Source organism: Paraburkholderia franconis (assembly GCF_009362735.1).
Taxonomy (GTDB): domain Bacteria; phylum Pseudomonadota; class Gammaproteobacteria; order Burkholderiales; family Burkholderiaceae; genus Paraburkholderia; species Paraburkholderia franconis.
Map to the genome: position 1 here is coordinate 17,924 of NZ_WHNP01000028.1, position 25,013 is coordinate 42,936.

Genomic DNA, 25,013 nt, shown 5'->3' on the forward strand with positions numbered 1-25,013 from the left:
CTCCGCCGCAGTAACGACATCGCTTTCCGGTGGGTCTCTGTCCATGCAAAACGCGACGCTTGCGGGCGCCGCGTTTTGCTTTTCTGCTTTCGCTCAGCGCCGCGCGTGCCCGGGCTTCTGGATGCGCAACGCCGACAACAGCGGCCAGCCGAGATTCACGCCCAGGCTCGCGACCACGATCAGTGCCATGCCGCCCATCTGCGGAATGCTGAGCGCGCGTCCGTAGACGATCGCATCGACGGCGATCGCCGTCAGCGGATACACGAACAACAGCACGGCGATCACGGGCGTCGTGAGCTTCGGGAGCGCGCCGTAGATCAGCACGTACGACAGCCCCGTATGCAGCACGCCCATGCCGATCAGCCAGAACCATTGGACAGGCGCGATATGCTCGGCGCCCAGCGGCGCGATGAACGGCAGGCTCACGACACCGACGGCACATTGCGCGAGTGTCAGCAGATGCGGGCGCAGCTCGCCGAGACTCTTCGCGATCAGCGTGACGCTCGCATACAGCACCGATCCCGCCAGCGCCTCGCCGATGCCGATCAGGTAGCTCGCATGTCCTTGCAGCGCGCCCGTTGCCGCGACGCCCGACGCGAGCACGAGTCCGACGAACGCCGTCGCGATCCAGCCGAGCCGGTCGATGCCGAGCCGCTCGTTGAACAGCGCCGCGCCGATCAGCACGACCCAGAACGGCTGCACATGGAACACGACGGTCGCGACGGCGATGCTCGTGCGATGGATCGCATCGAAGAACCAGACCCATTGCGTGACCATCAGCACGCCGGACAGCATCGCGAGCAGCACGGTGCGCCGCGTGAAATGGCGGCGCGCGAAATAGCCTTGCCACGCGCAGTACGCGGCGAGCGAGATGAAGCCGAACAGACAGCGGAAGAACACGAGCGTCAGCGCGCCGAGCCGCGCCTCCTCGACGAACACGCCGATCGTGCCCATCAACAGGCCGCCGCTGGCGAGCGTGAGCGCGCCTTGCTGGCTTCGGCTGAGCGATAGCGGCGACAGGGACGGCATGGCAAACGGCTCCTTACTGTGAACTGCTTTGAGTGGTCGAATGCATCCGAGTATCGGTGCGTTTGCCTTCACGTGACAAACGAATAAAATTGAGAAATTCCATAAGCCGGATTGATGAATCATGCATCCCGAGTTTGACGTCGATCTGTTGCGCACCTTCGTGGCCGTCGTCGAGGCGGGCAGCTTCACGAAGGCGGCTGTCTCCGTGCATCGCTCGCAGGCGGCCGTCAGCATGCAGATCAAGCGGCTGGAGCGCATGCTCGGCACGACGCTTTTTGCCCGCGACACGCGCAATCTTTCGCTGACACGTCCGGGCAATACGCTGCTCGAATACGCGCGGCGCGTGATCGATCTGCATGAGGAGGCGTGGTCGGCGATCGTGCGGCCCGAAGTGACGGGGCGCGTGGTGCTCGGCGCGCCGGACGATTACGTGTCGTCGTTGTTGTCGCCGGTGTTGCGGCGCTTCTCGAACCTGTATCCGCATGTGGAGATCGAGATCGTCTGCGCGCAAAGCACGGCGCTCGCGCCGATGCTCGCGGACAACAAGATCGATCTCGCGTTCGTCACGCGCGACCGCAAGCTGCGCGGCGAGTTCGTGCGCAGCGAGCCGATGGTGTGGGTGGGCGCATCCGCCGATACGCCCGTGCTCAACATCTCGCCGTTGCCTGTGGGCCTTTACGAGCCCGGCTGCGTCGCGCGCGCGAACACGCTGGCCGCGCTCGACCGCGCCCGCGTCCGCTATCGGGCCGCGTACAGCAGCGCGAGCCTGAGCGGCCTCGTCGCGACGGTCGACGCGGGTCTCTCGGTGATCGCGCTCGCGCGTTGCAGCGTGCCGTCGCGGCTTGCGATCCTCGGCGCCGAGCAGGGCCTGCCGACGATCGAGCCGCTCGACATCGTCGTGGCGCGCAGCGCAAAGTCGGACCGGCCGACCTGCGACTATCTCGCCGCGCAGATGGTGCAGGACCTGTCGGTGCGCGCGCCGGCCAGAGAGCCGCGAGAGGCGCGTGTCAGGGCGTGAAGTGTGGTCATTGCAGGCTGTGCTTACGTCATATGTGTGTCTGGGATGTTGCTGCTCGCGTCGGGTGAGGCTTTCCAGGAGCAGGCTCGCGATTTGCCACGCGGCCTTGGGTCTGACGAACACGCGAACGCGAGCCGGGTCCGCGTGTCGAAGCGACACAATCCGGACGAACCCGTCGGGACCAACTCGTCGGGACGAACCCGACAGCATCCGCGACGAACGTCACGCATCGATCACATGACAGGAGGGCCACCCATGAAGACACGCATTCTTTCCACAGCGCTACTGGCGACGGGTCTGTTCGTGAGCAGCGCCGCTTTTGCGCAGCTGAACCTGCAACAGTTCGGCATCGGCGGCGGCAACTCGTCGGGCAATGGAGGCGGCAACGCGGGAGCGGCCGCTTCGTCGGGCGGCATTTCACAGCTTCTGCAGAACTACGTCGGCGCGAACCAGCAGGTGCTGAGCGGCCAGTCGAGCCTCGCATCGGCGATGGGGCTGTCGAGCGCGGCGAGCCGGGCGCAGCAGGCGTCGGGCCTGTTGAGCGGCGGCACGCCTTCCGTCAGTCAGCTGTCGCAGGTCGGCAGCACGCAGCAGTCGCTGTCGCAGACGCTCACGCAGGCATTCGCGAGCCAGTCGTCATCGGCATCGTCAAAGCCCGTCGACAAGCAGGCGTTCTCCAACGGCCTCGCGTCGCTCGGGCAGGGCGTAAGCCAGTATTCGAGCTTGCAGTCGAGCCTCGGCAGCATCGGGCAGATGAGCCCCTCGTCGCTGCTGCAATCGGGCATGAATCCGCAGTCGGCGCAAGCGGCGTCGTATATCGCGCAGTCGGCGCAGGGGCAGTTGCAGTCGCTTGCATCGACGCTGAGCGCGGCCGTGCAGTACGCGACGAGCCACGGCATCAGCGTGCCGTCCATTGCGACTTCGGCGCTCAAGGGCTTTTGAGGTTTGTGACGGGCGGGGTCGTCGTGAATGGGCGTATGCGTTTAGGGACTTTACGCATCGCACGCCGCAATGAAGGTACGCTTTCGATTCGATGCCGCACGACGCATCGTACTGCATGAGGCGTGCACTTCACGCAGCATGTGCACGATGGGCGACGTGATAGACGACAACAGCAACCATCTTGGATGGGACCAGAGAAAGGCGTGGGGCCGGAGTAAGTGCTAAAGCACTAACTCCGGCCGACACAAGGAGAACCCGATGTCCACCACACTCGATCTCGACCGCTATTTCAGGCGCATCGGCTACACGGGCCCGCGGGCCGCGACGCTCGACGTGTTGCGCGATTTGCAACGTCTGCATCCGCTGTCGATTCCCTTCGAAAACCTCGACCCGTTGACGGGCCGGCGTGTCGATCTCGGACTGCCCGCGATCGTCGACAAGCTGATCGAGCGTCGGCGCGGCGGTTATTGCTTCGAGCAGAACGGGCTGTTCGCGCATGTGCTGATGCAGCTCGGCTTCGACGTCACGCCGATGATCGCGCGCGTGCTGTGGAACCGCGAGCCCGACGCGATCACGCCGCGCACGCATATGGTGCTGCGCGTGAGCGTCGACGATCAGCCGTGGATCGCCGACGTCGGCTTCGGCGCCGTCACGCTGACATCGCCGTTGCGTCTGCAAACAGGCGTCGCGCAACAGACCACACACGAGCCGTTCCGTCTCGCCGATGCGTCGCAAGGTTCGTTCGATCTCGAAGTGCAATCGGGCGAGACGTGGCTCAAGATCTATCGCTTCGATCTGCAGCGCGCGGAGTGGATCGATTACGAAGTGTCGAACTGGTACACGTCGACGCATCCCTCGTCGTTCTTCACGACGAGTCTCGTCGTCTGCCGCGTGACGCCGGAAGGGCGGCTCACGCTGTTCAACGACCGGCTCACCGCGCGCTCGAAAGACAGCGAAGCGATCGAGCGCCGTATCGAGAGCGCGCACGAACTCGAAACGTGCCTGCGCGACACGTTCCTGATCGAGCTCGGCGATATCGACGTCGCGGACATCTACAGGCGCGTGTCGACGGCGGCCCAGCCCGCCTGACATCCGGCTGACACGCGTCCGACATTCGAGCGGGGCATCAACGATGATCGCGCGTCTCGTCATCCAGAACGTGCTGTGGATCGCCTTCATGGGCGTGCTGCTGTTCGGCGCGGCGCATACGCTCGCGTGGCCGGCTGCATGGTGCTATCTGATCGAGCTCGGCGGCCTCGGTTTGTGGATCGGCGTGTGGCTCGCGGGCTACGACCCGGCGCTGCTCGCGGAGCGGCTCGGCTCGTTCTCGCAGCGCGGCCAGAGCGCATGGGACAAGATATTCCTCGTATGCGTCGCGATCGGGTGGTGCGCGTGGCTCGTGCTGATGGGACTCGACGCGCGGCGTTTTCACTGGTCGTCGATGGGCCCTTGGCTGCAGGCCGCCGGTGCGCTTGCTATTCTGGTCAGCATGGTCGCGATGCGCGCCGTGTTTCGCGCGAACAGTTTTGCGGCGCCCGTCGTGAAGATCCAGGCCGAGCGTGGCCACAAGGTCAGTGACAGCGGGCCGTATGCGTACGTGCGTCATCCGATGTATGCGTGGGCCATTCTGTTTCTCGCCGGCACGCCGCTGATGCTCGGCTCGTGGTGGGGCCTCGCATGCGTGCCGCTGCTCGTCGCGGCGCTCGCGTATCGCGCGGTGCTCGAAGAACGCATGCTGTGCGCGCAGCTCGAAGGCTATGCGCAATACGCGGCGCGCGTGCGCTATCGGTTCTTGCCGCATGTCTGGTGATCGCGCCTTGTCAGGCCGTTGCAAGTTCCGCTCGCGTGCCGACAAGACATGACGAACCGAAGTATCAGCAGCCATCGCAAACTCATCGCAAACGAGGAACGTTCATGGCCAGGAACACGATTGCGGATTACCTAGCAAAGACGCTCGCCGCAGCAGGCGTCAAACGCATCTGGGGCGTGACAGGCGACAGTCTCAACGGTTTGGCGTTCAGTCTCGATCAGGTCGGCTCGATCCGCTGGATGCATACCCGTCACGAAGAAGCGGCCGCATTCGCCGCGGGCGCCGAGGCGGCTTCGAGCGGGCAGCTTGCCGTGTGCGCGGGCAGTTGCGGTCCAGGCAACCTGCACTTGATCAACGGACTCTACGACTGCCATCGCAATCACCAGCCGGTGCTCGCGATTGCCGCGCACATTCCGTCGACGGAAATCGGCCTCGGGTACTTTCAGGAAACGCATCCGACGGAAGTCTTCAAGGAGTGCAGCTACTTCGCCGAACTGGTGGTGAACGCATCGCAGTTTCCGCGCGTGCTCGAACGGGCGATGCGCACGGCGATCGAGCAACGCGGCGTCGCCGTGATCGTGCTGCCGGGCGATATCGCGTTGAGCGAAGGGCCGGCGCAGGCGCCCGTGTGGAATCCCACTGCGCCGTCCGCGGTCCTTCCGCCCGACAGCGAAATCGCGCGCCTCGCGACGATGCTCAACGACTGCGAAGCGGTGACGATCATGTGCGGCAGCGGCGTCGCGGGCGCGCACGATGAAGTAGTGAAGCTCGCGGACACGCTGGGCGCGCCCGTCGTCCACGCGATGCGCGGCAAGCAGTTCATCGAATACGACAATCCGTTCGACGTCGGCATGACGGGGCTGCTCGGCTTCAGCTCCGGCTATCACGCGATGATGTCGTGCGACGTGCTGCTGCTGCTCGGCTGCGATTTTCCGTACCGGCCGTTCTATCCGCCCGATGCGAAGATCGTGCAGATCGACTGGAATGGCTCGCAGCTCGGGCGGCGCGCGCCGCTCGCGATGGGGCTCGTCGGCACGGTGAAGGAAACGGTCGCCGCGCTGTTGCCGAAACTGAAGCGCAAGGACGATCGCACGTTCGTCGACATGGCGACGGCGCACTACCAGGAAGCGCGCCGCGACCTCGACGAGCTCGCGACGCCTTCCGACCCGGGCCGCCCGATTCATCCGCAGTATCTGACGCGGATGATCGACGAAGCCGCCAGCGACGATACGATCTTCACCGCCGACGTCGGCACGCCGACGCTATGGGCCGCACGCTATCTGACGATGAACGGCAAGCGGCAGCTGCACGGCTCGTTCAATCACGGGTCGATGGCGAATGCGATGCCGCAGGCGCTCGGCGCGCAGGCGGCGCATCCGGGGCGGCAGGTGATATCGCTGTCGGGCGACGGCGGCCTGTCGATGCTGCTCGGCGATCTGCTGACCGCGCGCCAGCTCGATCTGCCCATCAAGGTCGTTGTGTACAACAACAGTCTGCTCGGCTTCGTGTCGATGGAACTGAAAGCGGGCGGCTATCTCGACACGAACGTCGACTTAAGCAAGACCGATTTTGCGCAAATCGCGAAAGGTGCGGGCATTTTCTCGGTTCGCGTCGAGGAATCGGAAGAACTCGAAGGCGCGCTGAAGCAGGCATTTGCGCATCAGGGGCCGGCGCTCGTCGATGTCGTCACCGACAAGCACGAACTCGCGATGCCGCCGACCATCGAGCTTTCGCAGGCCAAGGGCTTTAGCCTCTACATGTTGCGCGCGATTCTCAACGGACGCGGCGATGAAATCGTCGAGCTGGCGAAGACGAACCTGCGATAAAAGGAACAAACGCGGCGTGCAACGCTTGCCGATGCGCGTCGCATTGCAATGCAGCGACACAGCATTGCAGTCTCGCGACGAAGGTCTATAACAGAAGCAGCAGCGCGGATCTTCTCTGCGCAGCCGGCATTCGAACCACTCCATCCCGGCCTTTTCGCGCCGTGCTGCGCCGCCCGACAGACTCGGGGGCTGTCCCATCAATCGCGTACACAACACATGGCACGCTGCGGCGCGGATGGCTGCTGCGCGCGGTTTCGCGCTCGCGCGAAACGATCGAAACGATGCCGGTCACGCGAGCAGTGCATGAGCATCCGGCGGATCGTGACGGACGACTGTCGCGTTCCGTCTGCATGGAAGGAGTTCGACATGAAGATCCTGATGGCGTTACCGGTGGCGGGCGCGCTGTTGCTGGCCGTGCCTGTCGCGACAATGGCGGATGAAGTGGCGCAGAGCAGCGATGCATCGAAAGCGACGATGCAGAACAACGCGAATGCGTCGGCGCAGGCGACGACGGATATGTCGTACGGGGGCTCGATGGATACGGGCATGACGTCGTCGGGCAAGGCGATGCCACATTCGCGCAAGTGCTCGACGGGCTCGCAATGCGACGTCTACTTTGGCAACTGAGCGGCAACCGAGGCGATAACCCGCTGCCTCACTGATTTTCACCCAGGCAATGCGCAGGCCGGCGCACGATGTTGCATGACGTGCATGAAGCGCCGGCTGCGATTGCTTCGATCCCCGGGATTACTGCTGCGCGTGTTTTGCCGCGTCCTCGATGACGGCCGCTACCTGCTGCGGACGCGACTCGTATACCGAATGGCTCGCGCTCTGAATCATCACCGTTGGTCATGTGCGCCTCACCTAGTTGCCGAAGAAGATGTTGCAGTAGCTCACTGGGCCGACGCAGTTGCTGTTGCTGTTGCCCATCTCGGTGCGCGCCGGCTTGCCCGACGACGTGCCCGTCTGCATGACGCCGCCGACGGCTTCGTTGCCCGGCTTCTGGTTGTCCTGCGCGGCGATTTTCGCTTCGGCGGCCTGGATGTCGGCGGGGTAGTCGATGTCGTTCGGGCGGCCCGGCTGATAGCCCGCCTGTTCGACGCGAATGAGATCGGCGCGAACCTCCGCGCGTGTGACGGGACCGTTCGACTGCGCGAAGCTCAGAGCGGGAGTGGCCAGTGCGCCGGCTGCGACTGCGAGACAAACGAAGGTCTTCTTCATGATGAAACTCCTTGAATGAATGGATCGAAAATCAATTCGACATCCGAAATAATAAAGCTCGATATGGACCGATTGGATCAGGCTAAAGGTCCGGCTGCAAAACGCTACTTCAACGGCCGGATCAACTGCTGAATTTACGTCTGTCTGGTTTTGGTCCTGCGATGAATCCCGGGTTCGAATCTGAATCTGCCTGCTACATCCACACAAACACGGGAGCCTCGAATTTCATTCCCGATACGCGGAAATTTTTTGTCTCGCGGACACGACCGATCGCGCGTGCGGGCAATGTAGTGCGGAGGCGCTCGCCGCTCCAGACCTACGAATGCACGAAAGGAGATCAACTATCGTTGCGTGCTATGAACGTCCGGATGACGCACACGCGCGCAGGCAATGCGCGCGTCCGATGAATCAACGCCCTGGAGATGAGCAGGCCGGCGCCGTCATACGAAGCTATGAACCGATCGTTCGTGTCGCGCTCGAGCCGCGGCGCGCGATCTCGACGCGGGCTTGCGGCGCACGCTCGCGGTGCATGCGCGCACCGCGAAAATCGCGAACCTGTCTAGTCAGCTGCACCAGCCTGACGCCAACCCTTCATACGTATGCCGGTGCGCATGTCCGCCTGAGAAGCCATGTTCGTAGGGGCTTACCCGGATAATTCAATTATTTCTGTGAATCCAGTTGCGATGATTTTTGACCTCATGCAAACTTGTCTATACATGTCCGGCACGCGGGAAGCGACGGCACCCGCTCAAACCAAAAGGAGATTCGACGTGAAGGTGAAGAAGTCAAACCGCACTACGTTGTCTAAAGCAGTGTTGGGCGCGGTTCTGAGCGCTGCGGCATTGATCGGAGCGCCTGCCCAGGCGAAGGAATGGAAGTCCGTGACGATCGCGCTGGAAGGCGGCTACGCGCCGTGGAATCTCACGTTGCCGGGCGGCAAGCTGGGCGGCTTCGAGCCCGAGCTGGTCGCGAACCTGTGCGAGCGCATCAAGCTCCAGTGCAACCTGGTTGCACAGGATTGGGACGGCATGATTCCGGGCCTGCAGGCTGGCAAGTTCGACGTGCTGATGGACGCGATCTCGATCACGCCCGAGCGCGAAAAGATCATCGCCTTCTCGCGTCCGTATGCGGCGACGCCCGCGACGTTCGCCGTCTCCGATACGAAGGTCTTGCCGAAGGCGTCGCCGACGGCACCCGTCGTCAAGCTGACGGGCGACGCGAAGGCCGACCAGCCGACGGTCGACGCCTTGCGCAAGCAGCTTAAGGGCAAGACGATTGGCATCCAGTCGGGCACGGTCTATACGAAGTTCATCAACGAGGGCTTCAAGGACATCGCGACGATCCGCGTGTACAAGACCTCGCCGGAACGCGATCTCGACCTCGCGAACGGCCGCATCGACGCATCGTTCGACGACGTGACCTATTACGCCGCGAACGCCGACAAGAAGGAATCCGCGCAGATCGCAATGGCGGGCCCGAAGATCGGCGGCCCGATCTGGGGGCCGGGCGAAGGCCTCGCGTTCCGCAAGCAGGATGCCGATCTGCGGGCGAAGTTCGACACCGCGATTGCCGCCGCGCTCGCCGACGGCACTGTGAAGAAGCTCTCGAACAAGTGGTTCAAGACCGACGTCACGCCTTGATCGACGACGGTTGCGCGTCGCTGCGCGAGCGGCGCGCGCACTCGCTGGAGCGATCCGCTGTGTCGTATGAACAAGCGGATCTGTCAACGAAAGCACGGATGAGGGGTAGAGCATGGCTCTGATCGAGACGCTCGGCTTCGGGCAGGAAGGCTGGGGCGGCGTACTGCTGCTCGCGGCATTGATGACCGTCGCGCTGACGCTCGCGGCGCTCGCGGTCGGGGCGGTATTCGGCGCGATCGTCGCGGCCGCGAAGCTGTCGCGCTTTCGCACCGCGCGCGTGCTCGGCGATCTGTACACGACGGTGTTTCGCGGCGTGCCCGAACTGCTCGTCATCTACCTGTTCTACTTCGGCGGCTCGACGCTCGTGACGACGGTCGGCCAGTGGTTCGGCGCCGAAGGCTTCGTCGGCGTGCCGCCGTTCGTGATCGGCGCACTGGCCGTCGGCATGATCTCGGGCGCGTATCAGGCCGAGGTGTATCGGGCGGCCGTGCTCGCCGTATCGAAAGGCGAACTCGAAGCGGCGCGCTCGATCGGCATGCCGACCATGACGATGGCGCGCCGCATCCTCATTCCTCAAGTGCTGCGCTTCGCATTGCCGGGCATCGGCAACGTGTGGCAACTGAGCCTGAAGGACTCCGCGCTGATCTCGGTGACGGGTCTCGCCGAACTGCTGCGCGCAAGCCAGATCGCAGCGGGCTCGACGCATCAGTACTTCCTGTTCTTTGTCGTGGGCGGCGCGCTGTATCTCGTGATGACGGGCATCTCGAACCGCGTCTTCAATCACGCCGAGGCTCGCGTGGGCCGATCCTTCCGGCGCAACTTCGCGCGCAACTGACGACGGAGCGCCAACATGTCTTTCGATTTCGACTTTCTGTTCGACACGCTGCGCCAGTTGCTCGCCGCCGTGCCGACCACGCTGGGCCTGTTCTTCTCGTCGCTGGTGCTGGGCGGCCTGCTGTCGCTCGTGATCGTCACGATGCGCGTGTCGCCGCACTGGCTGCCGAACCGCTTCGCGCGCGCGTACATTCTCGTGTTTCGCGGCTCGCCTCTGCTGATCCAGATGTTTCTCGTCTACTACGGGCTCGGCCAGTTCGGCGTGATCCGCGAGAGCTTCCTGTGGCCCGTGCTGCGCGAGCCGTATGTGTGCGCGGTGCTGTCGCTCGCGTTGTGCACGGCGGGCTATACGGCGGAGATCATTCGCGGCGGCCTGATGGCCGTGCCCGTCGGACAGATCGAAGCCGGCTATTCGATCGGCCTGTCGGGCTTTGCGCTTCTGCGCCGGATCATCGGTCCGATTGCATTGCGCCAGTGCCTGCCCGCGTATTCGACGGAAGCCGTGCTGCTCGTCAAGTCGACGGCGCTCGCGAGTCTCGTCACCGTGTGGGAAGTGACGGGCGTCGCGCAGCAGATCATCCAGCAGACGTACCGCACGACGGAAGTCTTCATCTGCGCCGCGCTGATCTATCTGTTCCTGAACTTCGTCGTCGTGCGTCTGCTCGGCTTGCTCGAACGGCGTCTGTCGCGCCATCTGCGCGCGATGCCCGTGAACGCAGCGCCGCGCGCGATGCCGCCCGCTACCGAAGCACGTCGTGCCGCACCCTGACGGCCCATTCCGGAGAATCACATGAACGCTACGGCACCCGTTGCATTGTCGGTCAAGAACATCCACAAGTCGTTCGGCGACCATCACGTATTGAAGGGCATTTCGCTCGACGCGCACGAAGGCGATGTCATTTCGATTCTCGGCGCGAGTGGCTCGGGCAAGAGCACGTTTCTGCGCTGCCTGAACCTGCTGGAGACACCCGATGACGGCAGCGTCGCGCTCGCCGGCGAGACGCTGACGATGAAACGCCGCAAGGACGGCAAGCTGCAGCCCGACGACCGCAAGCAGGTCGATCGCATCCGCTCGCAACTCGGCATGGTGTTTCAGAACTTCAACCTGTGGTCGCACATGACGGTGCTCGAAAACCTGATCGAAGGGCCGATGCGCGTGCAGAAGCGAAGCCGCGCGGAAGCCGTCGAAGAGGCGGAAGCGCTGCTAGCGAAAGTTGGTCTCGCTGAAAAGCGCGGGCACTATCCGGCGCATCTGTCAGGCGGTCAGCAGCAGCGCGTCGCGATTGCGCGTGCGCTGGCGATGCATCCGAAGGTCATGCTGTTCGACGAGCCGACTTCAGCGCTCGATCCCGAACTGGTCGGCGAAGTGTTGCGCGTGATGCGCTCGCTCGCGGAAGAAGGGCGCACGATGCTCGTCGTCACGCACGAAATGGGCTTCGCGCGGCACGTGTCGAATCGCGTGATGTTCCTGCATCAAGGGCAAACGGAATGCGACGGTACGCCCGACGAAGTGTTCGGCGAACTGAAGTCCGAGCGTTTCCGGCAATTCGTGTCGAGCCATCATTCGCGCACGACCAACTAGGGCGAGCGCCGCGCCGGAACCTGAGACATACGAACACAAGAGCACACGCACGAAAGCGCACGATAAAGGCAACATCATGGCTATCACCCGTACCGACCGTCCCTTGCACTGGCGCGAACTGGCCGCGGTTGCGGCCGGTGAGCCGCTCGTGCTTTCCGATACCGCGCGCGAGCGCATTGCGGCGGCGCGCGTGCTCGTCGAGCAGATCGTCGAGCGCGGCATTCGAGCGTATGGCGTGAATACGGGCGTGGGCGCGCTGTGCGACGTGATCGTGTCGCCGTCGGAACAGCGCGCGTTGTCGCGCAACATCCTGATGAGCCATGCCGTCGGCGTCGGCGCGCCGCTCGGCGTCGCGGAGACGCGCGCGATCATCGCGGCCGCCGTCAACAACTTTGCGCACGGGCACTCGGGCGTTCGTCTCGAAGTCGCCGATCAGCTCGTCGCGCTGCTCGATGCCGGATATATCCCCGAAGTGCCGGCGTTCGGCTCGGTCGGCTATCTGAGCCATATGGCGCATATCGCGCTGGTGTGCATCGGCGAAGGTCATGTGCGTTGCGGCAATGAACGGCTGACGGGAAGCGAGGCGCTCAGGCGTCTGAAGCGCGAGCCGCTCGTGCTCGAAGCGAAAGAAGGGCTGAGTCTCGTCAACGGCACGCCGTGCGTGACGGGCCTCGCGGCGCTCGCGCTGGCGCGCGCCGAACGTGTGCTCGACTGGACCGACGCGATCGCCGCGATGAGCTTCGAAAATCTGCGCGGACAACTCGCCGCGTTCGACGCCGACTCGCTCGCGTTGCGCGTGTCGCCGGGTTTGAATCTCGTCGGCGAACGCATGCGCAATGCACTCGCCGATAGCGGCATTCTCGCTTCCGTGGTCGGGCAGCGCACGCAAGACCCGCTGTCGATGCGCACGATTCCGCACGTGCACGGCGCGGCGCGCGATGTGCTCGACGCAACGTCCGATGTCGTGAATCGCGAGCTGGCGTCGATTACCGACAATCCGATCGTCGCGGGCACGCCGGATGCGCCGCGCGTGTATTCGCAGGCGCATGCCGTGGGCGCGTCGATTGCGCTCGCGATGGACAGCATCGCGACGGCAATCGCGCAAGTCGCGGCGATGGCCGAGCGGCGCCTCGACCGGCTCGTGAATCCGCTCGTGAGCGGCTTGCCTGCGTTTCTCGCGGAACCGGGCGGCACGTGCTCGGGCTTCATGATCGCGCAGTACACGGCCGCTTCGCTCGTCGCGCAGAACCGGCGGCTGGCCGCGCCCGCGAGCCTGGATGGCGGCATCACGTCGGGCTTGCAGGAGGACCATCTGTGTCACGCGACGCCCGCCGCGCTGAAGGCATTGGAGATCGTCGACAACACGGGCCGTATCATCGCGATCGAGTTGCTGGCGGCGGCGCAAGCCTACGATCTGCAATCCGTCGATGCGCCGCGCGCGCCGCACACCGATGCATTGTGGCGCCGCGTGCGTGCAGTCGTGCCGACGTATCGCGACGACCGGCCACTTGCCGACGACATGGCGGCCGCATTCCGGATGATCGGCGAAGCAGCGCCGCCGCTGCCGCCGAACTCGGGCGATCTGCATTCGACGGCGACGCATGGCAATCGCGCTGCGCTCGACGACCACGGCGGCTTTGCCGCGCATGCCGCGAATGATCCGACTTCGATCGTGCAACGGGCGCCGCAGTCGGCTGCATGATGAGCGCGCATCGGCGCACACGGAGGATTCGGCGGCGCGCTTATCGGTGTGTCGCAACGAGACGCGGCTGCCGCATTGAACTGATGCGTTAAGCTCGCGAGTTCAACCCACGAGGTGATGAAAACATGACGATAAACGGGCACCTGGAGACAGAGGATAGTAGAGCGGCCGCCATGCGCACGACGCCAGCCAAAGCATTGCCGGCGTATGAGCAGATCAAGCGCTACGTGATCGCGCAGATCGAAGAGGGCGTATGGAAGCCGGGCGGATTGATCCCTTCGGAGGCGGAGCTGGTGAAGGAATTCGGCGTCGCGCGGATGACGGTTTCGCGCGCGCTACGTGAACTCACGACGGAACGCGTGCTGACGCGCGTGCAGGGTTCTGGCACCTACGTCGCGCCGCAGCGTTACGAATCGACGGTGCTCGAAATCCGCAATATCGCCGATGAAATCGCTGCGCGCGGGCACCGGCATTCAGCGCGCGTGCTTGCGCTCGAATCGAGCGACGACCCTCTGGCCGTCGATGCGCTCGGGCTCGCGAAAGGCCCCATCTTTCATTCGCGCATCGTGCACTACGAAGAGGCCGAGCCGATTCAATACGAAGACCGCTACGTGAATCCGCGCGTATTTCCCGAGTATCTGGATCAGGACTTCACGGCCGAAACGCCGAATCACTACATGGTGCGTCTTGCGCCGATCCAGCGCGCGGAGTTTCGGATCTATGCGCAGAAGCCGGACGCGCATGTGCGCCGCCATCTGATGATGGAGATCGGCGAGCCTTGTCTGATGCTGTGGCGCAGAACCTGGGTGGGCGAGCATGTCGCGACTTCGGTGCAGCTATGGCATCCGGCGTCGCGCTTTCATCTGGCCGGGAACGTCTGATTTTTTTCTCCGGGCTAGCCCTGTCGCTGCGACGTATCGGGCGCAAACCGGCACCCCAGCCGATATCGCGAGCCGGGATGCACGAAGCGCGCGAACGTCACCGCGACGCCGCTCGTCCACGTGCGGCGCATGAGCGTGAGGCAGGGCTCTTCGGTTGAGATCTGCAGCAGCTCGGCCTCGGAGCGCGTCGGCAGGCCGGCATCGACGATGTGCTCGACATCGTGCGCGGGCACGACGCTGAACAGATATTCGGAAGGCCGTACCGCCGAGAAATCCTGCTCGATGAAATCCGGCGCGATGGCAGGGTTCACGTAGCGGTCTTCGAGTTGCACGGGCAAACCGTTCTCGCGATGCACGCAAATCACATGAAACACTGAAGCGCCGGGCGGCAAGCCCAACGCATTCGACACGTTGACGAGCGCCACCTCGCGTCGCATGAGCACCGTCTGATAGCTGTATTCGTGACCGCGCGAGCGGATCTCGTCGCCGATATGCGCGATCATCAGCAGCGTCGATTGCGGCTTCGTCTCGGCGACGAACGTGCCGATGCCCGATACGCGCGTCAACAGTCCTTCATCCGTGAGTTCGCGCAGCGCGCGGTTCACCGTCATTCGCGATACGCCGAGCGAGGCGACGAGATCGAGTTCCGATGGAATGCGATCGCCCGCGCGGCGTTCGCCCGATTCGATCGTTTGACGGATGTATTGCTTGACCTGCTCGTATCGCGCGGCGGGTTGCGCGTTCTTCGCATCGGACGTCAAAGCCGTTGCGATTGCGGCCGCCGCATTCGCCGTGCGCGCATTCGACCCACGAGGCTTGCGCGTCTTCGCAAGCGCTCGTGCGCGGAGTTTGTCGCGGACGGCAGGGGCGGGCATCGCGGCGTCTCGTCAAAACGTGTTCATGCCGGCTCGGCGCTATCGCCGCCGCGCGACCAGAATGCATTGCGGTCGAAGTAGTTTTGCAGGAACTGCCGAAGGCGTGGCTGATTCGCGTCGTGAAAGACGTCGTGCGGCTTGCCTTGCACGGCGATGCGCCCCTGGTCGATAAAGACCACCTTGTCCGCGACCTGCGCTGCAAAGCCCATTTCGTGCGTGACGACGGCCATCGTCATGCCGTCGCGCGCGAGCTGCTTCATCACTTGCAGCACTTCGCCGACGAGTTCCGGGTCGAGCGCGGACGTCGGCTCGTCGAACAGCATGATGTGCGGCTCCATCGCGAGCGCGCGTGCGATTGCCACGCGCTGCTGCTGGCCGCCCGACAGCTTCGCCGGATACGCATCGCCCTTATGCGCGAGGCCGACGGTTTCGAGCATCGCGTTTGCGCGCTGCTTCGCAGCGTCGTGCGACAGATGACGCACGCGCAGCAGCGCTTCCATCACGTTACCGAGCGCCGTCATGTGCGGCCACAGATTGAATTGCTGGAACACCATGCCGACGTTGCGGCGCACGCGGTTGATCTCGCCTTGCGAAGCGCGCACGCGCTTGCCGTTGCGTTCGGTATAGCCGAGCAGTTCGCCTTCGATGCGCACATCGCCCTGGTCGTAAGTCTCCAGCGCGGCGAGGCAGCGCAGCAGCGTGCTCTTGCCCGAGCCCGACGGTCCGATGATGCAGACCACCTCCGAGCGGTTGATGTCGAGATCGACGCCGCGCAGCACTTCGACATCGCCGAAGTGCTTGCGCAGATCGCGCACTTCGATCAGCGGTGCATTGCCGGATCGCATCGAACCGAGATTGGAAGAAGCAGGCATGTCGACGAGTGCATTCATGATGAACCTTGATTTCCGTTCACGCTTGCGATTGACGTTCAGGCCATGAAGCGGGCGATGCGCGCCTCGGCCCACATGCCCACGCGCGACGTGAGCTCGACGAGCGCGAGATAGCACACGCACAACACGAGCAGCGTTTCGACGAACGCGAACGTCGCCGAGCCGATACCCGTCAGCACGAACGTGAGCTCGGGCACGGTGACGATCGACAGCACGGCTGTTTCCTTGCTGAGCACGATGATCAGGTTGGTCAACGCGGGCACGATCAGCACGAGCATTTGCGGCACCTGGATGCGCAGTACCGCTTGCCAGCGCGTGAGGCCAAGACACGATGCGGCTTCGAGATGGCCATGCGGTATCGACTGAAAGCCGGAGCGGAACGCTTCCGCGAAATAGGCGCTGCCGTAAAGGCCAAGGCCGAGCACGCCGGCCGTCAACGGTTCAAGCGTCAGCCCAATGGACGGGCCGCCGTAGTACAGCAAAAAGAGTTGCACGAGAAACGGCGTGCCGCGAAAGAGTTCGATGTACACGCGCAGGGCGCCGCGCACCCAGCGGCCGCAAAAGAGTTGCAGCACGGCGATCAGAAAGCCGAGCACGATACCGATGGCGACGCCAACGAGCCACGTGCCGAGTGTCGTCGCAAGACCCGCGGCGATCGGTTGCAGATTGTGCGTGATGACGGTGGGATCGAATTGCTGCATCGTTCGGCCCTCAGATCTGCGCGAGGCGCTGCTCGGCGGCGTGCGCGACGAGTGCGAGCGCGCCGCAGATCATGAAGTAGATGAGCCCCGCTGCGAGATACGCTTCGAGCGGCCGGTACGTGCTCGCCGCGATGTTCTGCGCGGTGCGCGTGAGCTCGGCCACGCCGACGACGGAGATCAGCGACGACGCCTTGATCAGCAGCACCATTTCGTTGACGAGCGAAGGCAGCGTCATCCGGAACGCTTGCGGGACCTGAATGCGCCGGAGCATATCGATGGGCGAGAGGCCTAGCATGCGTGCCGCTTCGATCTGTCCTGGCGGAATGCTCATGAAGCCGCCACGCAGGATCTCCGCGATATACGACGCCGAGCACAACGACACGGCGCTGATCGCGGCCACGATCGGCGACACGTTGATGCCGACGAAGGGCAGCAGGTAATAGACGAGCAGCAGTTGCACGAGCATCGGCACGCCGCGAAAGAAGAACACGTACGCGCCGCCGAAGCGTCGCGCGAACGCATTCGACGACAGCCGCGCCGAGCACACGCCAATCGCGACGAAAAAGCCGATCACGAGACCTGTCAGCGAAATGCCGATGGTCGCGAGCGCGGCCTGCAACAGCAGCGGAAAACCTTGAGCGAAAACGTGGGCGCTGAACATGGCCTGATACCTGCAACAAAGGACATGTGGGCGGCGCGTCGCGTGCGTGATTGCCGCCGGCGCACCGCGCGATTCAGGACATCAATAGTTGGGCGAGGGCATCGTGGTCGGCGCATCCATCGTCACGCCGAACCACTTCTTTTGCAGCGACGCGAGGCGGCCGTCGTTGTGCATCTTGACCAGCGCGGCGTTGAACGCGTCAGCGAGCGGCTTGCTGTCCGCGTCCTTGCGCAAGCAATACGCGAAGTACACCTTCGCGCCGAACGGCGGCGTGACGACGGCGAACGTTTCGGGCCGCTGCTTCGCGACGTACGCGATATTCGTCATCGAGTTGGCGACGGCGGCGATGCGGCCCGCTGCGAGATCTGCATACGCCTGGTTGTTGTCGACGTATTCGCGCACTTCGGGCTGCTTCGGCAATGTCGCGATGTAGGCTTTGAGCTGATCGAGCTGCGCGGAGCCTTTGCCCGCGCCCACAGTCTTGCCGACGATATCCGACGACTGCTTGAGCGACGTATCGTTCGCGCGCTTGAGCAGTGCGTCGGTGGCATCGGCGACGGGCAGCGTGTACGTGTAGCGCTCCATGCGCGCCTTCGTCACGGTGAGCGGTCCGCCGACCATGTCGAACTTGCCCGCTTCGAGACCGGGCAGCACGCTCGGCCACGGCAGATCGATGAAGCGCACCTTCACGCCGAGTTCTTTGCCGACTTCGGCAAACAGGTCTTTGTTGAAGCCCGCTTGCTGGCCGTTTTCGAGGAAGTCGAACGGCGCGAACTGCATCTCCGTGCCGACGACCAGTTCGCCCGCTTTCTTGACCTTCGCGAGTTGGTCTTCCGCGTGCGCGCTCACACTGGCCACGGATGCGGCGGCGCAGAACGCCACCATCGCGAGACGACACTTCCAGCCTGCAAAGATACCCATGAGATTCTCCCGTTGGCAAAGCGGTGTCGCGCTCGAAAGCGATAGGGCGCGAGTCATGCGGGGCAGTATATACCGCTGCTTTTGCGCGAAAAAAATATTCGCATGCTGTCAAACCCTAATGCAGCGGCTGTTCCTTCCGCAGATGAATGACGGCGCGTGCAGCGCAACTTGCGATTGCGCTTTTGGCGGTATATACAACGTGAAATCGCTCGCTGATTCGCGAGCCGATTCGCGTGCTGCGGGCGGCATGTCGAATCGTCCGTTCAATCTTCATGATGAAGGAGCCTCGCGATGCAGCCAGTCACTCGCATTCCGATCGTCGATCTGGCCGGCGTGCGCGCCGGCGACCGTGATGCGCTGATGCGCGCGGGCCGTGAGATACGCGACGCGTGCACGACGATCGGCTTCTTCTACATCGTCAATCATGGCGTGCCGCAAGCGGTGATCGATCGCGCGGAACAGGCGGCGCGCACGTTCTTTGCATTTCCCGTCGACACGAAACGGCGCGCGGCGGTGAATCATCGGCATCGCGGCTTCAATGCACTCGGCGACGCGACGATGTATCAGGCGAAGCGCCCCGACTACAAGGAGTTCTTCAGCATCGGTCTGGAGCTGCCCGAGGACGATCCCGATGTGCTCGCGGGACAGGCGTTGCGCGGGCCGAACAACTGGCCGGACTTCATGCCGGAATTGCAGCCCTTGCTGTACGCGTATTACGAGGAAGTGGGCGCATGCGGCGCCGATCTGCTGCGTGCAGTGGCCATAGGCCTCGGCGTCGACGAGCACTTCTTCGCATCGCGCTACACGAAGCGGATGCAGCGCACGCAGATGGTCTACTATCCGCCGCAGCCACCGCAATCCGATGAAGACCAGTTCGGCGTCGCGCCGCATACCGACTATGGCTGCATCACGTTGTTGTGGCAGGATCGCGTCGGCGGATTGCAGGTGCGCGAGATCGCGAACGATACGTGGATCGAAGCACCGCCCATCGAAGGCAGCTTCGTCGTGAACGTCGGCGATCTGCTGGCGCGCTGGACCAACGACCGTTTTCGCTCGACGCTGCATCGCGTGATCAACGCATCGGGTCGCGAGCGCTATTCGATCGCGACGTTCTACGATCCGACCTATACGTCGACCGTCGATCCGCGCGATCTCGGCACGACATCGGCGGACAGCAAATACGAGCCTGTCGCGGCCGGCGATTACATCCTGGGCCGCATCAACAGTTCGATGGGCTACCGGAAGAAGCTCGCGGCGACGCAAGGCACAACAGGTTAGGGAGCCGCATGACAGTGAAAGAACCGGCAGCGCTTGAATCGACATTGGCTGCGACTTTGGCTGCACTGCGTGACGCATTGGGCGACGACGCCGTGCGCGTCGGCGACGCGATCGGCGAGCGACCGATGACGGACTGGACGCGTCACGAACCGACGCGGCCCGCCGCGCTGCTCTTGCCGCGCACGACGGAGCAGGTCGCGCGCGCATTGATGATCTGCAACGACGCGCGTCAGCCCGTGGTGCCGCAAGGTGGCATGACGGGCCTCGCGGGCGGCTCGATTCCGCGCGCGGGCGACATTGCGTTGTCGCTCGACCGTCTCGCGGGCGTCGAGGAAATCGACAGCGCGGCCGCGACGATCACGGTGCGCGCGGGCACGACGTTGCAGACGGCACAGGAAGCAGCGGCGCAAGCAGGCTTCGAGCTGGCGCTCGATCTCGGCGCGCGCGGGTCGTGTCAGATCGGCGGCAATCTCGCGACCAACGCGGGTGGCAATCGCGTGATTCAATCGGGCACGGCGCGCGATCAGGTGCTCGGGCTCGAAGTCGTGCTGGCGAACGGCGCAGTGCTCAGTTCGCTGAACAAGATGGTGAAGAACAATACGGGCTATGACCTGAAGCACTGGTTCATCGGCTCCGAGGGCACGCTCGGCGTGATCACGCGCGCCGTGCTGAAGCTGCAGCCGCAACGCGCGTCGCGGCATACGGCGCTCGTTGCGTTGAACGGCTACGAGCAGGCAGTCGCTTTGCTGCGAAGGCTTTCGACGCGTTTTGGCAACGACATCGGCGCATTCGAAATCATGTGGCCGGACTTCTTTGACTTCGGTGTGAAGCTGACGGGCACGCGCGCGCCATTCGCGGAACCACATCCGTTGTATGCGCTGATCGAACACGCGAGCTTCGATGCCGATGACGACGGCGCGCGCTTTTCGAACGCGCTGACGGATGCGCTCGACGAATCGGCGATCCGCGATGCGGTGATCGCGCAGTCAGTTGCGCATACGCGCGCGCTGTGGGCGATCCGCGAATGCACGGCGGAATTTCCCGTCAAGCTGGACCCGATCAACTTCGACGTGAGCCTGCCGATCGGCGAGATCGGCGCGTTCGCCGATCGTTGCCGCGCGGCGCTCGATCGCGCGTGGCCTGGCAACGAATCGTATTTCTTCGGGCATATCGGCGATTCGAACCTGCATGTCACCGTCGACGGGCGCTCGGTGCCCGGCGTCGATCATCACGACGTGTACGCGCTCGTGTATGAGATGCTCGCGCCGTTGCGCGGCTCGGTGTCGGCGGAGCATGGCATCGGGTTGCTCAAGCGCGAGTTTCTGGCGGTCTCGCGCTCGCCGGAAGAACTGGCCGCGATGAAAGCGATAAAGCATGCGCTCGATCCGAACGGTATTTTGAATCCGGGCAAGCTGTTCTGACGCGCAGTGACGGATGAGTGACGAATGCCCCGGCATTTGTCACGCAACGTCGGCGCGGCAATGCGCATCCAGATGCCTGACGACAGTCGGAAATACATCGAGCGCCGCGCGTTTGCCGAACACGCAGTCGATATGTCCATAGCCGTCGATAACGTGCCGTTCGTAGTGTTCAGATCCGAACCGCTCGACCAGCATGTCGAACGTCATCTGCGTGCTGGTCGGCAGATAGCAGAGATTCTCCGAGCCGTGAATGAACGCGATCGGCAGCTTCATTCCTTCGATGTTCGGCATGTACACGTCGACGCCATTCGCATCGACCAGATGCCCCGCGCGCACCATCGCCGCGAGCTGATTGAACAGCTCGACGTCGTGAATGCCGAATAGCTCCTGCAGATTCGCGTGCAGCTGTTCGTCGAGTTGCGCGTGTTCGTACAGCAGGCCATACAGGAAGGTTGCGCGATGGCACACGGGGCTGTTGCAGGATTCGTCGTGCTCGACAGGGAAGAACTTCAACGCTGCGTCGAGCAGGTTGTGCGGCCAATTTTCATGCTGCGTGTAAGCGGTCAGATCCTTGATGCCCAGATGCTGAAGAATCTGCGGCGTATGCAGGCCCGCCTTGATCCGCTGCAAGAGTCCCGGCACGGGATGCGCCGACACCTGCGACAGCACGGCCGAACGCACGCCCTTGAGCCCCGACATCAGCGACATCGTGAAGGCCAGCGCGCCGAGGCAATGGCCGAACACCTGAATGTCGTCGACGCCCGCCAGTTCGCGCACCTTCGCGACGGCGGCGGGTATGTCGTAGCGCGCGATTTCGTCGGCGGTCGTGCGCTCGGTCGCGCTCGGCAGTTCGATGCTCACGCGCAGATCGACGAGCCACACGTCGTAGCGCGCGGCGCACAGAAACTCGACGAGGTTCGTGCCGATCAGGTCCGTCGAGAAGATACGGCTCGATACGCCCGAGCCGTGAATCAGCAGCACAGGGCCTTTGTTGCCGGCGTGATAACGCGCGAGTCGCAGCGTCTTGCCGTCCTCGGTGTCGAAGTACGTGATGTGCGGCGCGGGCGCGCGCAGCGCACGGCGCAGGCGCGGCGCCGCTTCGGGATTGAAGTACTGCAACGGCGCGGCGACGCCGCCATATTCCGTATAGAGCACGCCCGCGAAAAAGCGGCCGAATTTCAGCGTCCACGCGAGCCGCGTTTCGATATCGGGCGCATTCGTCACTTCGGTCGTGCGCTGCTGCTTGAGGAAGTTCTCCGGCGTGATGATGAGCGTCGCGTGACCGATGACGGGCGCATCTTCGGCCTCCGATTCGCGCACTTTCGCATAGGCGGTATTCGTCTGCGTCCACAGTTCGAGCAGCGACGTATGCGTGATGATCTTCTCGGCCGTCAGATAGAAGCGCTTGCCGTCGACGGTATCGAGCGTCATCCGGTATTTCATGTTGCGCCGCTCGACATTGGTTTCGTCGACGACGAACAGGTTGAAGACGCCGTCGCTGACGGTCATCGGCTGCGCCGACAGCGCGTTGCATGTCAGCGTGCCGACCATGTGCGCTTCATGCTGCGGATTCGCGAGCATGTCTTCGAGGTCGTCGGATGCGACCGTCACGGTGAAGCTGATGTGCGTGCCTTCGGCGGGATCGTCGGCTTGTCCCGCGGGCTTCGCATCGCCGACGAAGTACGTGCCGATCATCGTCTCGGTGAAGCGCAGGCCGATTTTCGGCGCGGGCGGCGGGGCTGCGTTTCCCGGCGCGTCGTAGTCGATCTGCCAGCCGTGCGACGCCGCAAGCTGCGCGCAGTTGCGCTCGGCAAGCGCGGAGATCGTCAGCAGCGGATTCACGCCGAGCGAAAGCGGCATCACCGAGCCGTCCATCACATACAGCCCGTCGTGCACTGCATGGCCTTGCGTATCCGAATACACGAGGCCCGCCTGATCGACGACGCCATACGTCGCATCGTCGGCCATCGCGCAGCCGCCCAGCGGATGCACGGTGACGATGCGGTTCTGAAACGCCTCGGTGGAAATCGGGTTGCGCACGTAGGCGCCGCCGAGCGCGCTCGTCGCGTCGATCAGCGCTTTTTCCACCGTCTCATAGATCGGCTGCTTGCCCGCGTTCGGCCAGCTGACGCGCGGACGGCCGTTTTCCACCGTGATTTGCCCGCTTTCTTCGTCGTGCGCCATCACGAGCCAGGTTTGCGTGTTGTGCATCGCACCGTGATACGGGCCGCGCAGAATGCTTTCGGCGATGCGCGCTTCGTCGGCGAGGGGCGGCTCGCCTTCGGGGTCGGGCATCTCGACGCCTTCGACGGGCGCCGCGACGCCGAGCACGCCCATCAGCGCAGCGCCGATGGGCGCGGCGATCGACCCTTCCTCGATCACGAAGCCGTCTTTCACGTTCGCCGTGTCGCGATGGTCGATGATGCCCGCGATACACGGGCCGACGGGCAGAATGTCGCCGGCGGGATGCGTGCCCCAGCCGACGCCGTTGATCACCTTGTCGGTGTTGAACGCGAACGCGAGCACGTCGCCGTTGCCGGTGAAGTGCTGGCCGAGCTGTTTCGACACGCTCAAGCCCGCCTGCTGCGAGCGCAACAGGATCGCCGTCGAGCCGAGCGTGCCCGCCGACAGGATCACGACGTCGGCCGTCACGAACAGTTCGGGCGCGTCGTACAGTTCGCGCTTCAGGTCGGCGGGCTGATAGCGGACGCACCAGACGCCGCGCGCTGCGTCGCGCACGACGGAATGCACGGCCACGCCCGTGAAAATCTGCGCGCCGTGCGCGACGGCGTCGGGCAGGTAGTTCATGTGCGTCGAGTTTTTCGCGCCGTGATTGCAGCCCGAGTTGCAGTCGCCGCAGCCGTTGCAGCGCTGCTGTTCGACGCCCGCCGCGTTCTTGCCGTCCTTGAACGTCACCGTGATGGGCGGCCGGTAGAAGCGCTCGCTCATGCCGAGCTTTTTCGCCGACAGCGCGAGCGCGTCGAGTTTCGGCAGATCGGGATAGTCGTCGGGAACGGGCGTCGCGCCGAGCATCGTCGTTGCGCGCTCGTAGCAAATGTCGAGGTTCGCCTGGTCCGCGCGCACGGCGGCGGGCCAGCGCGGATCGTCCCACAGGCGCGCGTCGGGTTTCAGCGCAACGTTCGCGTTGATCAGCGACGTGCCGCCCAGCCCGCAGCCGACCACGACGTTCACCTCCGGGTTCACGTGCATTTCGAGCAGCGCGAGCGGCGAGCCGATCTGCGCGACGCTTGTGTTGTACTGGATCTGCTCGGCGCCCTGGAACGGCGTCGCGGGAAAGTCGCCCGCCATGAACTCGCGGCCGCGCTCGAGCAGGCAGACGCTGCGTTTCGCGCGCGCCATGCGGCTCGCGGCGATCGCGCCGCCATAGCCCGAACCCACGACCACCACCTCGTAATGATCCTTCATCGCCGCAAGGGCGCTGGACAAGCGGTTCATTCGACCACCTCTTTTTGAGTGTGCAGCAGGGCGGGGGAACCCCGATGAAGACGGCTCGCGCTCGTAGCTTATTTATCCTGGACGGCGCGCATCGAAATGCAAGGGGAAAACGCGCGGTCGGGTGCGCAATTCAAAAAAGGGCGTGTTTTTCAGGCGCTTTCGGGCGCGCGATGCGTTCGGCGCGAAAGGGCGCAGGCGGACCACGGTTGTGGGAACGTGCATCGGAACGGTGCGCGGGATGAAGCACGGCTGCGGACGGGGCGTGGCATCAAGGCATCACGGCATCAAGGCACCCCGGCACCACGGCACCCCGGCACCACGGCAC

22 protein-coding genes and 1 pseudogene are annotated in these 25,013 nt (G+C 64.0%); 14 read left to right on the forward strand and 9 right to left on the reverse strand.

Features of this window, described 5'->3' with window-relative positions:
* Positions 1-93 precede the first annotated feature (93 nt).
* Positions 94-1,029: a DMT family transporter gene (locus tag GCT13_RS26295; protein WP_152763130.1), complete on the reverse strand. Its 936-nt coding sequence runs from the start codon at positions 1,027-1,029 to the stop codon at positions 94-96.
* Positions 1,030-1,150: 121 nt separating this feature from the next.
* On the opposite strand from GCT13_RS26295, the gene GCT13_RS26300 reads away from it, so the two are divergent.
* The 6 genes from GCT13_RS26300 (at position 1,151) to GCT13_RS26325 (ending at position 7,252) form a co-directional block, all read left to right on the forward strand.
* Complete coding sequence (locus GCT13_RS26300) at positions 1,151-2,047, forward strand: LysR family transcriptional regulator (RefSeq protein WP_152763132.1); 897 nt, start codon at positions 1,151-1,153, stop codon at positions 2,045-2,047.
* Between the two features lie 255 nt (positions 2,048-2,302).
* Positions 2,303-2,989, forward strand: coding sequence for a hypothetical protein (locus tag GCT13_RS26305; protein ID WP_152763134.1), 687 nt, complete (start codon positions 2,303-2,305; stop codon positions 2,987-2,989).
* A 258-nt stretch (positions 2,990-3,247) separates the two neighbouring features.
* Positions 3,248-4,078: an arylamine N-acetyltransferase family protein gene (locus tag GCT13_RS26310; RefSeq protein WP_152763136.1), complete on the forward strand. Its 831-nt coding sequence runs from the start codon at positions 3,248-3,250 to the stop codon at positions 4,076-4,078.
* Positions 4,079-4,121: 43 nt separating this feature from the next.
* A complete protein-coding gene (locus tag GCT13_RS26315) occupies positions 4,122-4,799 on the forward strand; it encodes a methyltransferase family protein (RefSeq protein WP_152763138.1) in 678 nt (225 codons plus the stop codon).
* Positions 4,800-4,903: 104 nt separating this feature from the next.
* A complete protein-coding gene (poxB, locus tag GCT13_RS26320) occupies positions 4,904-6,625 on the forward strand; it encodes a ubiquinone-dependent pyruvate dehydrogenase (RefSeq protein ID WP_152763140.1) in 1,722 nt (573 codons plus the stop codon).
* A 366-nt stretch (positions 6,626-6,991) separates the two neighbouring features.
* The gene (locus GCT13_RS26325) at positions 6,992-7,252 is read left to right on the forward strand and encodes a hypothetical protein (protein ID WP_152763142.1); all 261 of its coding nucleotides are present in this window, start codon (positions 6,992-6,994) and stop codon (positions 7,250-7,252) included.
* Positions 7,253-7,372: 120 nt separating this feature from the next.
* Here the strand turns inward: GCT13_RS26325 and GCT13_RS49525 are convergent.
* Together GCT13_RS49525 and GCT13_RS26335 are read right to left on the reverse strand one after the other, a co-directional pair.
* Positions 7,373-7,471: pseudogene (locus GCT13_RS49525) on the reverse strand (alpha/beta hydrolase); the annotation flags it as partial.
* Positions 7,472-7,489: 18 nt separating this feature from the next.
* Positions 7,490-7,846, reverse strand: coding sequence for a DUF4148 domain-containing protein (locus tag GCT13_RS26335; protein WP_152763144.1), 357 nt, complete (start codon positions 7,844-7,846; stop codon positions 7,490-7,492).
* A gap of 770 nt (positions 7,847-8,616) precedes the next feature.
* Between GCT13_RS26335 and GCT13_RS26340 the strand changes: the two genes are divergently transcribed.
* The 6 genes from GCT13_RS26340 (at position 8,617) to hutC (GCT13_RS26365) (ending at position 14,485) form a co-directional block, all read left to right on the forward strand.
* A complete protein-coding gene (locus tag GCT13_RS26340; RefSeq protein ID WP_321574633.1) occupies positions 8,617-9,486 on the forward strand; it encodes a transporter substrate-binding domain-containing protein in 870 nt (289 codons plus the stop codon).
* Positions 9,487-9,598: 112 nt separating this feature from the next.
* On the forward strand, positions 9,599-10,321 hold the full coding sequence (locus GCT13_RS26345) for an ABC transporter permease (RefSeq protein WP_087732357.1): 723 nt from the start codon (positions 9,599-9,601) through the stop codon (positions 10,319-10,321).
* Positions 10,322-10,336: 15 nt separating this feature from the next.
* Positions 10,337-11,089, forward strand: a complete 753-nt coding sequence (locus tag GCT13_RS26350; RefSeq protein WP_152763146.1) for an ABC transporter permease — start codon at positions 10,337-10,339, stop codon at positions 11,087-11,089.
* A gap of 21 nt (positions 11,090-11,110) precedes the next feature.
* Entirely contained in the window at positions 11,111-11,902 is a 792-nt protein-coding gene (locus GCT13_RS26355; protein WP_090872853.1) for an ABC transporter ATP-binding protein, read from the forward strand.
* 76 nt (positions 11,903-11,978) lie between these two features.
* Positions 11,979-13,604 (forward strand): HAL/PAL/TAL family ammonia-lyase, encoded by a 1,626-nt coding sequence (locus GCT13_RS26360; RefSeq protein WP_152763148.1) that lies wholly within the window; start codon positions 11,979-11,981, stop codon positions 13,602-13,604.
* 125 nt (positions 13,605-13,729) lie between these two features.
* A complete protein-coding gene (gene hutC / locus GCT13_RS26365; RefSeq protein WP_152763150.1) occupies positions 13,730-14,485 on the forward strand; it encodes a histidine utilization repressor in 756 nt (251 codons plus the stop codon).
* A 14-nt stretch (positions 14,486-14,499) separates the two neighbouring features.
* Here the strand turns inward: hutC (GCT13_RS26365) and hutC (GCT13_RS26370) are convergent, their stop codons facing one another.
* From hutC (GCT13_RS26370) to GCT13_RS26390, 5 genes are all read right to left on the reverse strand, one after another.
* Positions 14,500-15,360 carry a histidine utilization repressor gene (hutC, locus tag GCT13_RS26370; protein ID WP_152763152.1) on the reverse strand — a complete coding sequence of 287 codons (861 nt, stop codon included), beginning with the start codon at positions 15,358-15,360 and terminating at the stop codon, positions 14,500-14,502.
* Between the two features lie 23 nt (positions 15,361-15,383).
* The gene (locus GCT13_RS26375) at positions 15,384-16,250 is read right to left on the reverse strand and encodes an amino acid ABC transporter ATP-binding protein (protein ID WP_152763154.1); all 867 of its coding nucleotides are present in this window, start codon (positions 16,248-16,250) and stop codon (positions 15,384-15,386) included.
* A gap of 38 nt (positions 16,251-16,288) precedes the next feature.
* Positions 16,289-16,951 carry an amino acid ABC transporter permease gene (locus GCT13_RS26380; RefSeq protein WP_152763156.1) on the reverse strand — a complete coding sequence of 221 codons (663 nt, stop codon included), beginning with the start codon at positions 16,949-16,951 and terminating at the stop codon, positions 16,289-16,291.
* A 10-nt stretch (positions 16,952-16,961) separates the two neighbouring features.
* Complete coding sequence (locus GCT13_RS26385) at positions 16,962-17,612, reverse strand: amino acid ABC transporter permease (protein ID WP_152763158.1); 651 nt, start codon at positions 17,610-17,612, stop codon at positions 16,962-16,964.
* Positions 17,613-17,693: 81 nt separating this feature from the next.
* A complete protein-coding gene (locus GCT13_RS26390) occupies positions 17,694-18,533 on the reverse strand; it encodes a transporter substrate-binding domain-containing protein (RefSeq protein ID WP_152763160.1) in 840 nt (279 codons plus the stop codon).
* Between the two features lie 291 nt (positions 18,534-18,824).
* Between GCT13_RS26390 and GCT13_RS26395 the strand changes: the two genes are divergently transcribed.
* The gene (locus GCT13_RS26395; RefSeq protein WP_152763162.1) at positions 18,825-19,811 is read left to right on the forward strand and encodes an isopenicillin N synthase family dioxygenase; all 987 of its coding nucleotides are present in this window, start codon (positions 18,825-18,827) and stop codon (positions 19,809-19,811) included.
* An 8-nt stretch (positions 19,812-19,819) separates the two neighbouring features.
* Positions 19,820-21,232, forward strand: coding sequence for an FAD-binding oxidoreductase (locus GCT13_RS26400; protein WP_152763164.1), 1,413 nt, complete (start codon positions 19,820-19,822; stop codon positions 21,230-21,232).
* 39 nt (positions 21,233-21,271) lie between these two features.
* On the opposite strand, the gene GCT13_RS26405 is transcribed toward GCT13_RS26400, so the two are convergent.
* Positions 21,272-24,688, reverse strand: coding sequence for an alpha/beta fold hydrolase (locus tag GCT13_RS26405; RefSeq protein ID WP_152763166.1), 3,417 nt, complete (start codon positions 24,686-24,688; stop codon positions 21,272-21,274).
* Positions 24,689-25,013: the final 325 nt, after the last annotated feature.

What these genes read in the sequence shown, in the direction of transcription:
- GCT13_RS26295 (WP_152763130.1), bottom strand. Translation starts at nt 1,029, where the DNA reads ATGCCGTCCCTGTCGCCGCTATCGCTCAGCCGAAGCCAGCAAGGCGCG.
- GCT13_RS26300 (WP_152763132.1), top strand. Translation starts at nt 1,151, where the DNA reads ATGCATCCCGAGTTTGACGTCGATCTGTTGCGCACCTTCGTGGCCGTC.
- GCT13_RS26305 (WP_152763134.1), top strand. Translation starts at nt 2,303, where the DNA reads ATGAAGACACGCATTCTTTCCACAGCGCTACTGGCGACGGGTCTGTTC.
- GCT13_RS26310 (WP_152763136.1), top strand. Translation starts at nt 3,248, where the DNA reads ATGTCCACCACACTCGATCTCGACCGCTATTTCAGGCGCATCGGCTAC.
- GCT13_RS26315 (WP_152763138.1), top strand. Translation starts at nt 4,122, where the DNA reads ATGATCGCGCGTCTCGTCATCCAGAACGTGCTGTGGATCGCCTTCATG.
- poxB (WP_152763140.1), top strand. Translation starts at nt 4,904, where the DNA reads ATGGCCAGGAACACGATTGCGGATTACCTAGCAAAGACGCTCGCCGCA.
- GCT13_RS26325 (WP_152763142.1), top strand. Translation starts at nt 6,992, where the DNA reads ATGAAGATCCTGATGGCGTTACCGGTGGCGGGCGCGCTGTTGCTGGCC.
- GCT13_RS26335 (WP_152763144.1), bottom strand. Translation starts at nt 7,846, where the DNA reads ATGAAGAAGACCTTCGTTTGTCTCGCAGTCGCAGCCGGCGCACTGGCC.
- GCT13_RS26345 (WP_087732357.1), top strand. Translation starts at nt 9,599, where the DNA reads ATGGCTCTGATCGAGACGCTCGGCTTCGGGCAGGAAGGCTGGGGCGGC.
- GCT13_RS26350 (WP_152763146.1), top strand. Translation starts at nt 10,337, where the DNA reads ATGTCTTTCGATTTCGACTTTCTGTTCGACACGCTGCGCCAGTTGCTC.
- GCT13_RS26355 (WP_090872853.1), top strand. Translation starts at nt 11,111, where the DNA reads ATGAACGCTACGGCACCCGTTGCATTGTCGGTCAAGAACATCCACAAG.
- GCT13_RS26360 (WP_152763148.1), top strand. Translation starts at nt 11,979, where the DNA reads ATGGCTATCACCCGTACCGACCGTCCCTTGCACTGGCGCGAACTGGCC.
- hutC (WP_152763150.1), top strand. Translation starts at nt 13,730, where the DNA reads ATGACGATAAACGGGCACCTGGAGACAGAGGATAGTAGAGCGGCCGCC.
- hutC (WP_152763152.1), bottom strand. Translation starts at nt 15,360, where the DNA reads ATGCCCGCCCCTGCCGTCCGCGACAAACTCCGCGCACGAGCGCTTGCG.
- GCT13_RS26375 (WP_152763154.1), bottom strand. Translation starts at nt 16,250, where the DNA reads ATGAATGCACTCGTCGACATGCCTGCTTCTTCCAATCTCGGTTCGATG.
- GCT13_RS26380 (WP_152763156.1), bottom strand. Translation starts at nt 16,951, where the DNA reads ATGCAGCAATTCGATCCCACCGTCATCACGCACAATCTGCAACCGATC.
- GCT13_RS26385 (WP_152763158.1), bottom strand. Translation starts at nt 17,612, where the DNA reads ATGTTCAGCGCCCACGTTTTCGCTCAAGGTTTTCCGCTGCTGTTGCAG.
- GCT13_RS26390 (WP_152763160.1), bottom strand. Translation starts at nt 18,533, where the DNA reads ATGGGTATCTTTGCAGGCTGGAAGTGTCGTCTCGCGATGGTGGCGTTC.
- GCT13_RS26395 (WP_152763162.1), top strand. Translation starts at nt 18,825, where the DNA reads ATGCAGCCAGTCACTCGCATTCCGATCGTCGATCTGGCCGGCGTGCGC.
- GCT13_RS26400 (WP_152763164.1), top strand. Translation starts at nt 19,820, where the DNA reads ATGACAGTGAAAGAACCGGCAGCGCTTGAATCGACATTGGCTGCGACT.
- GCT13_RS26405 (WP_152763166.1), bottom strand. Translation starts at nt 24,688, where the DNA reads ATGAACCGCTTGTCCAGCGCCCTTGCGGCGATGAAGGATCATTACGAG.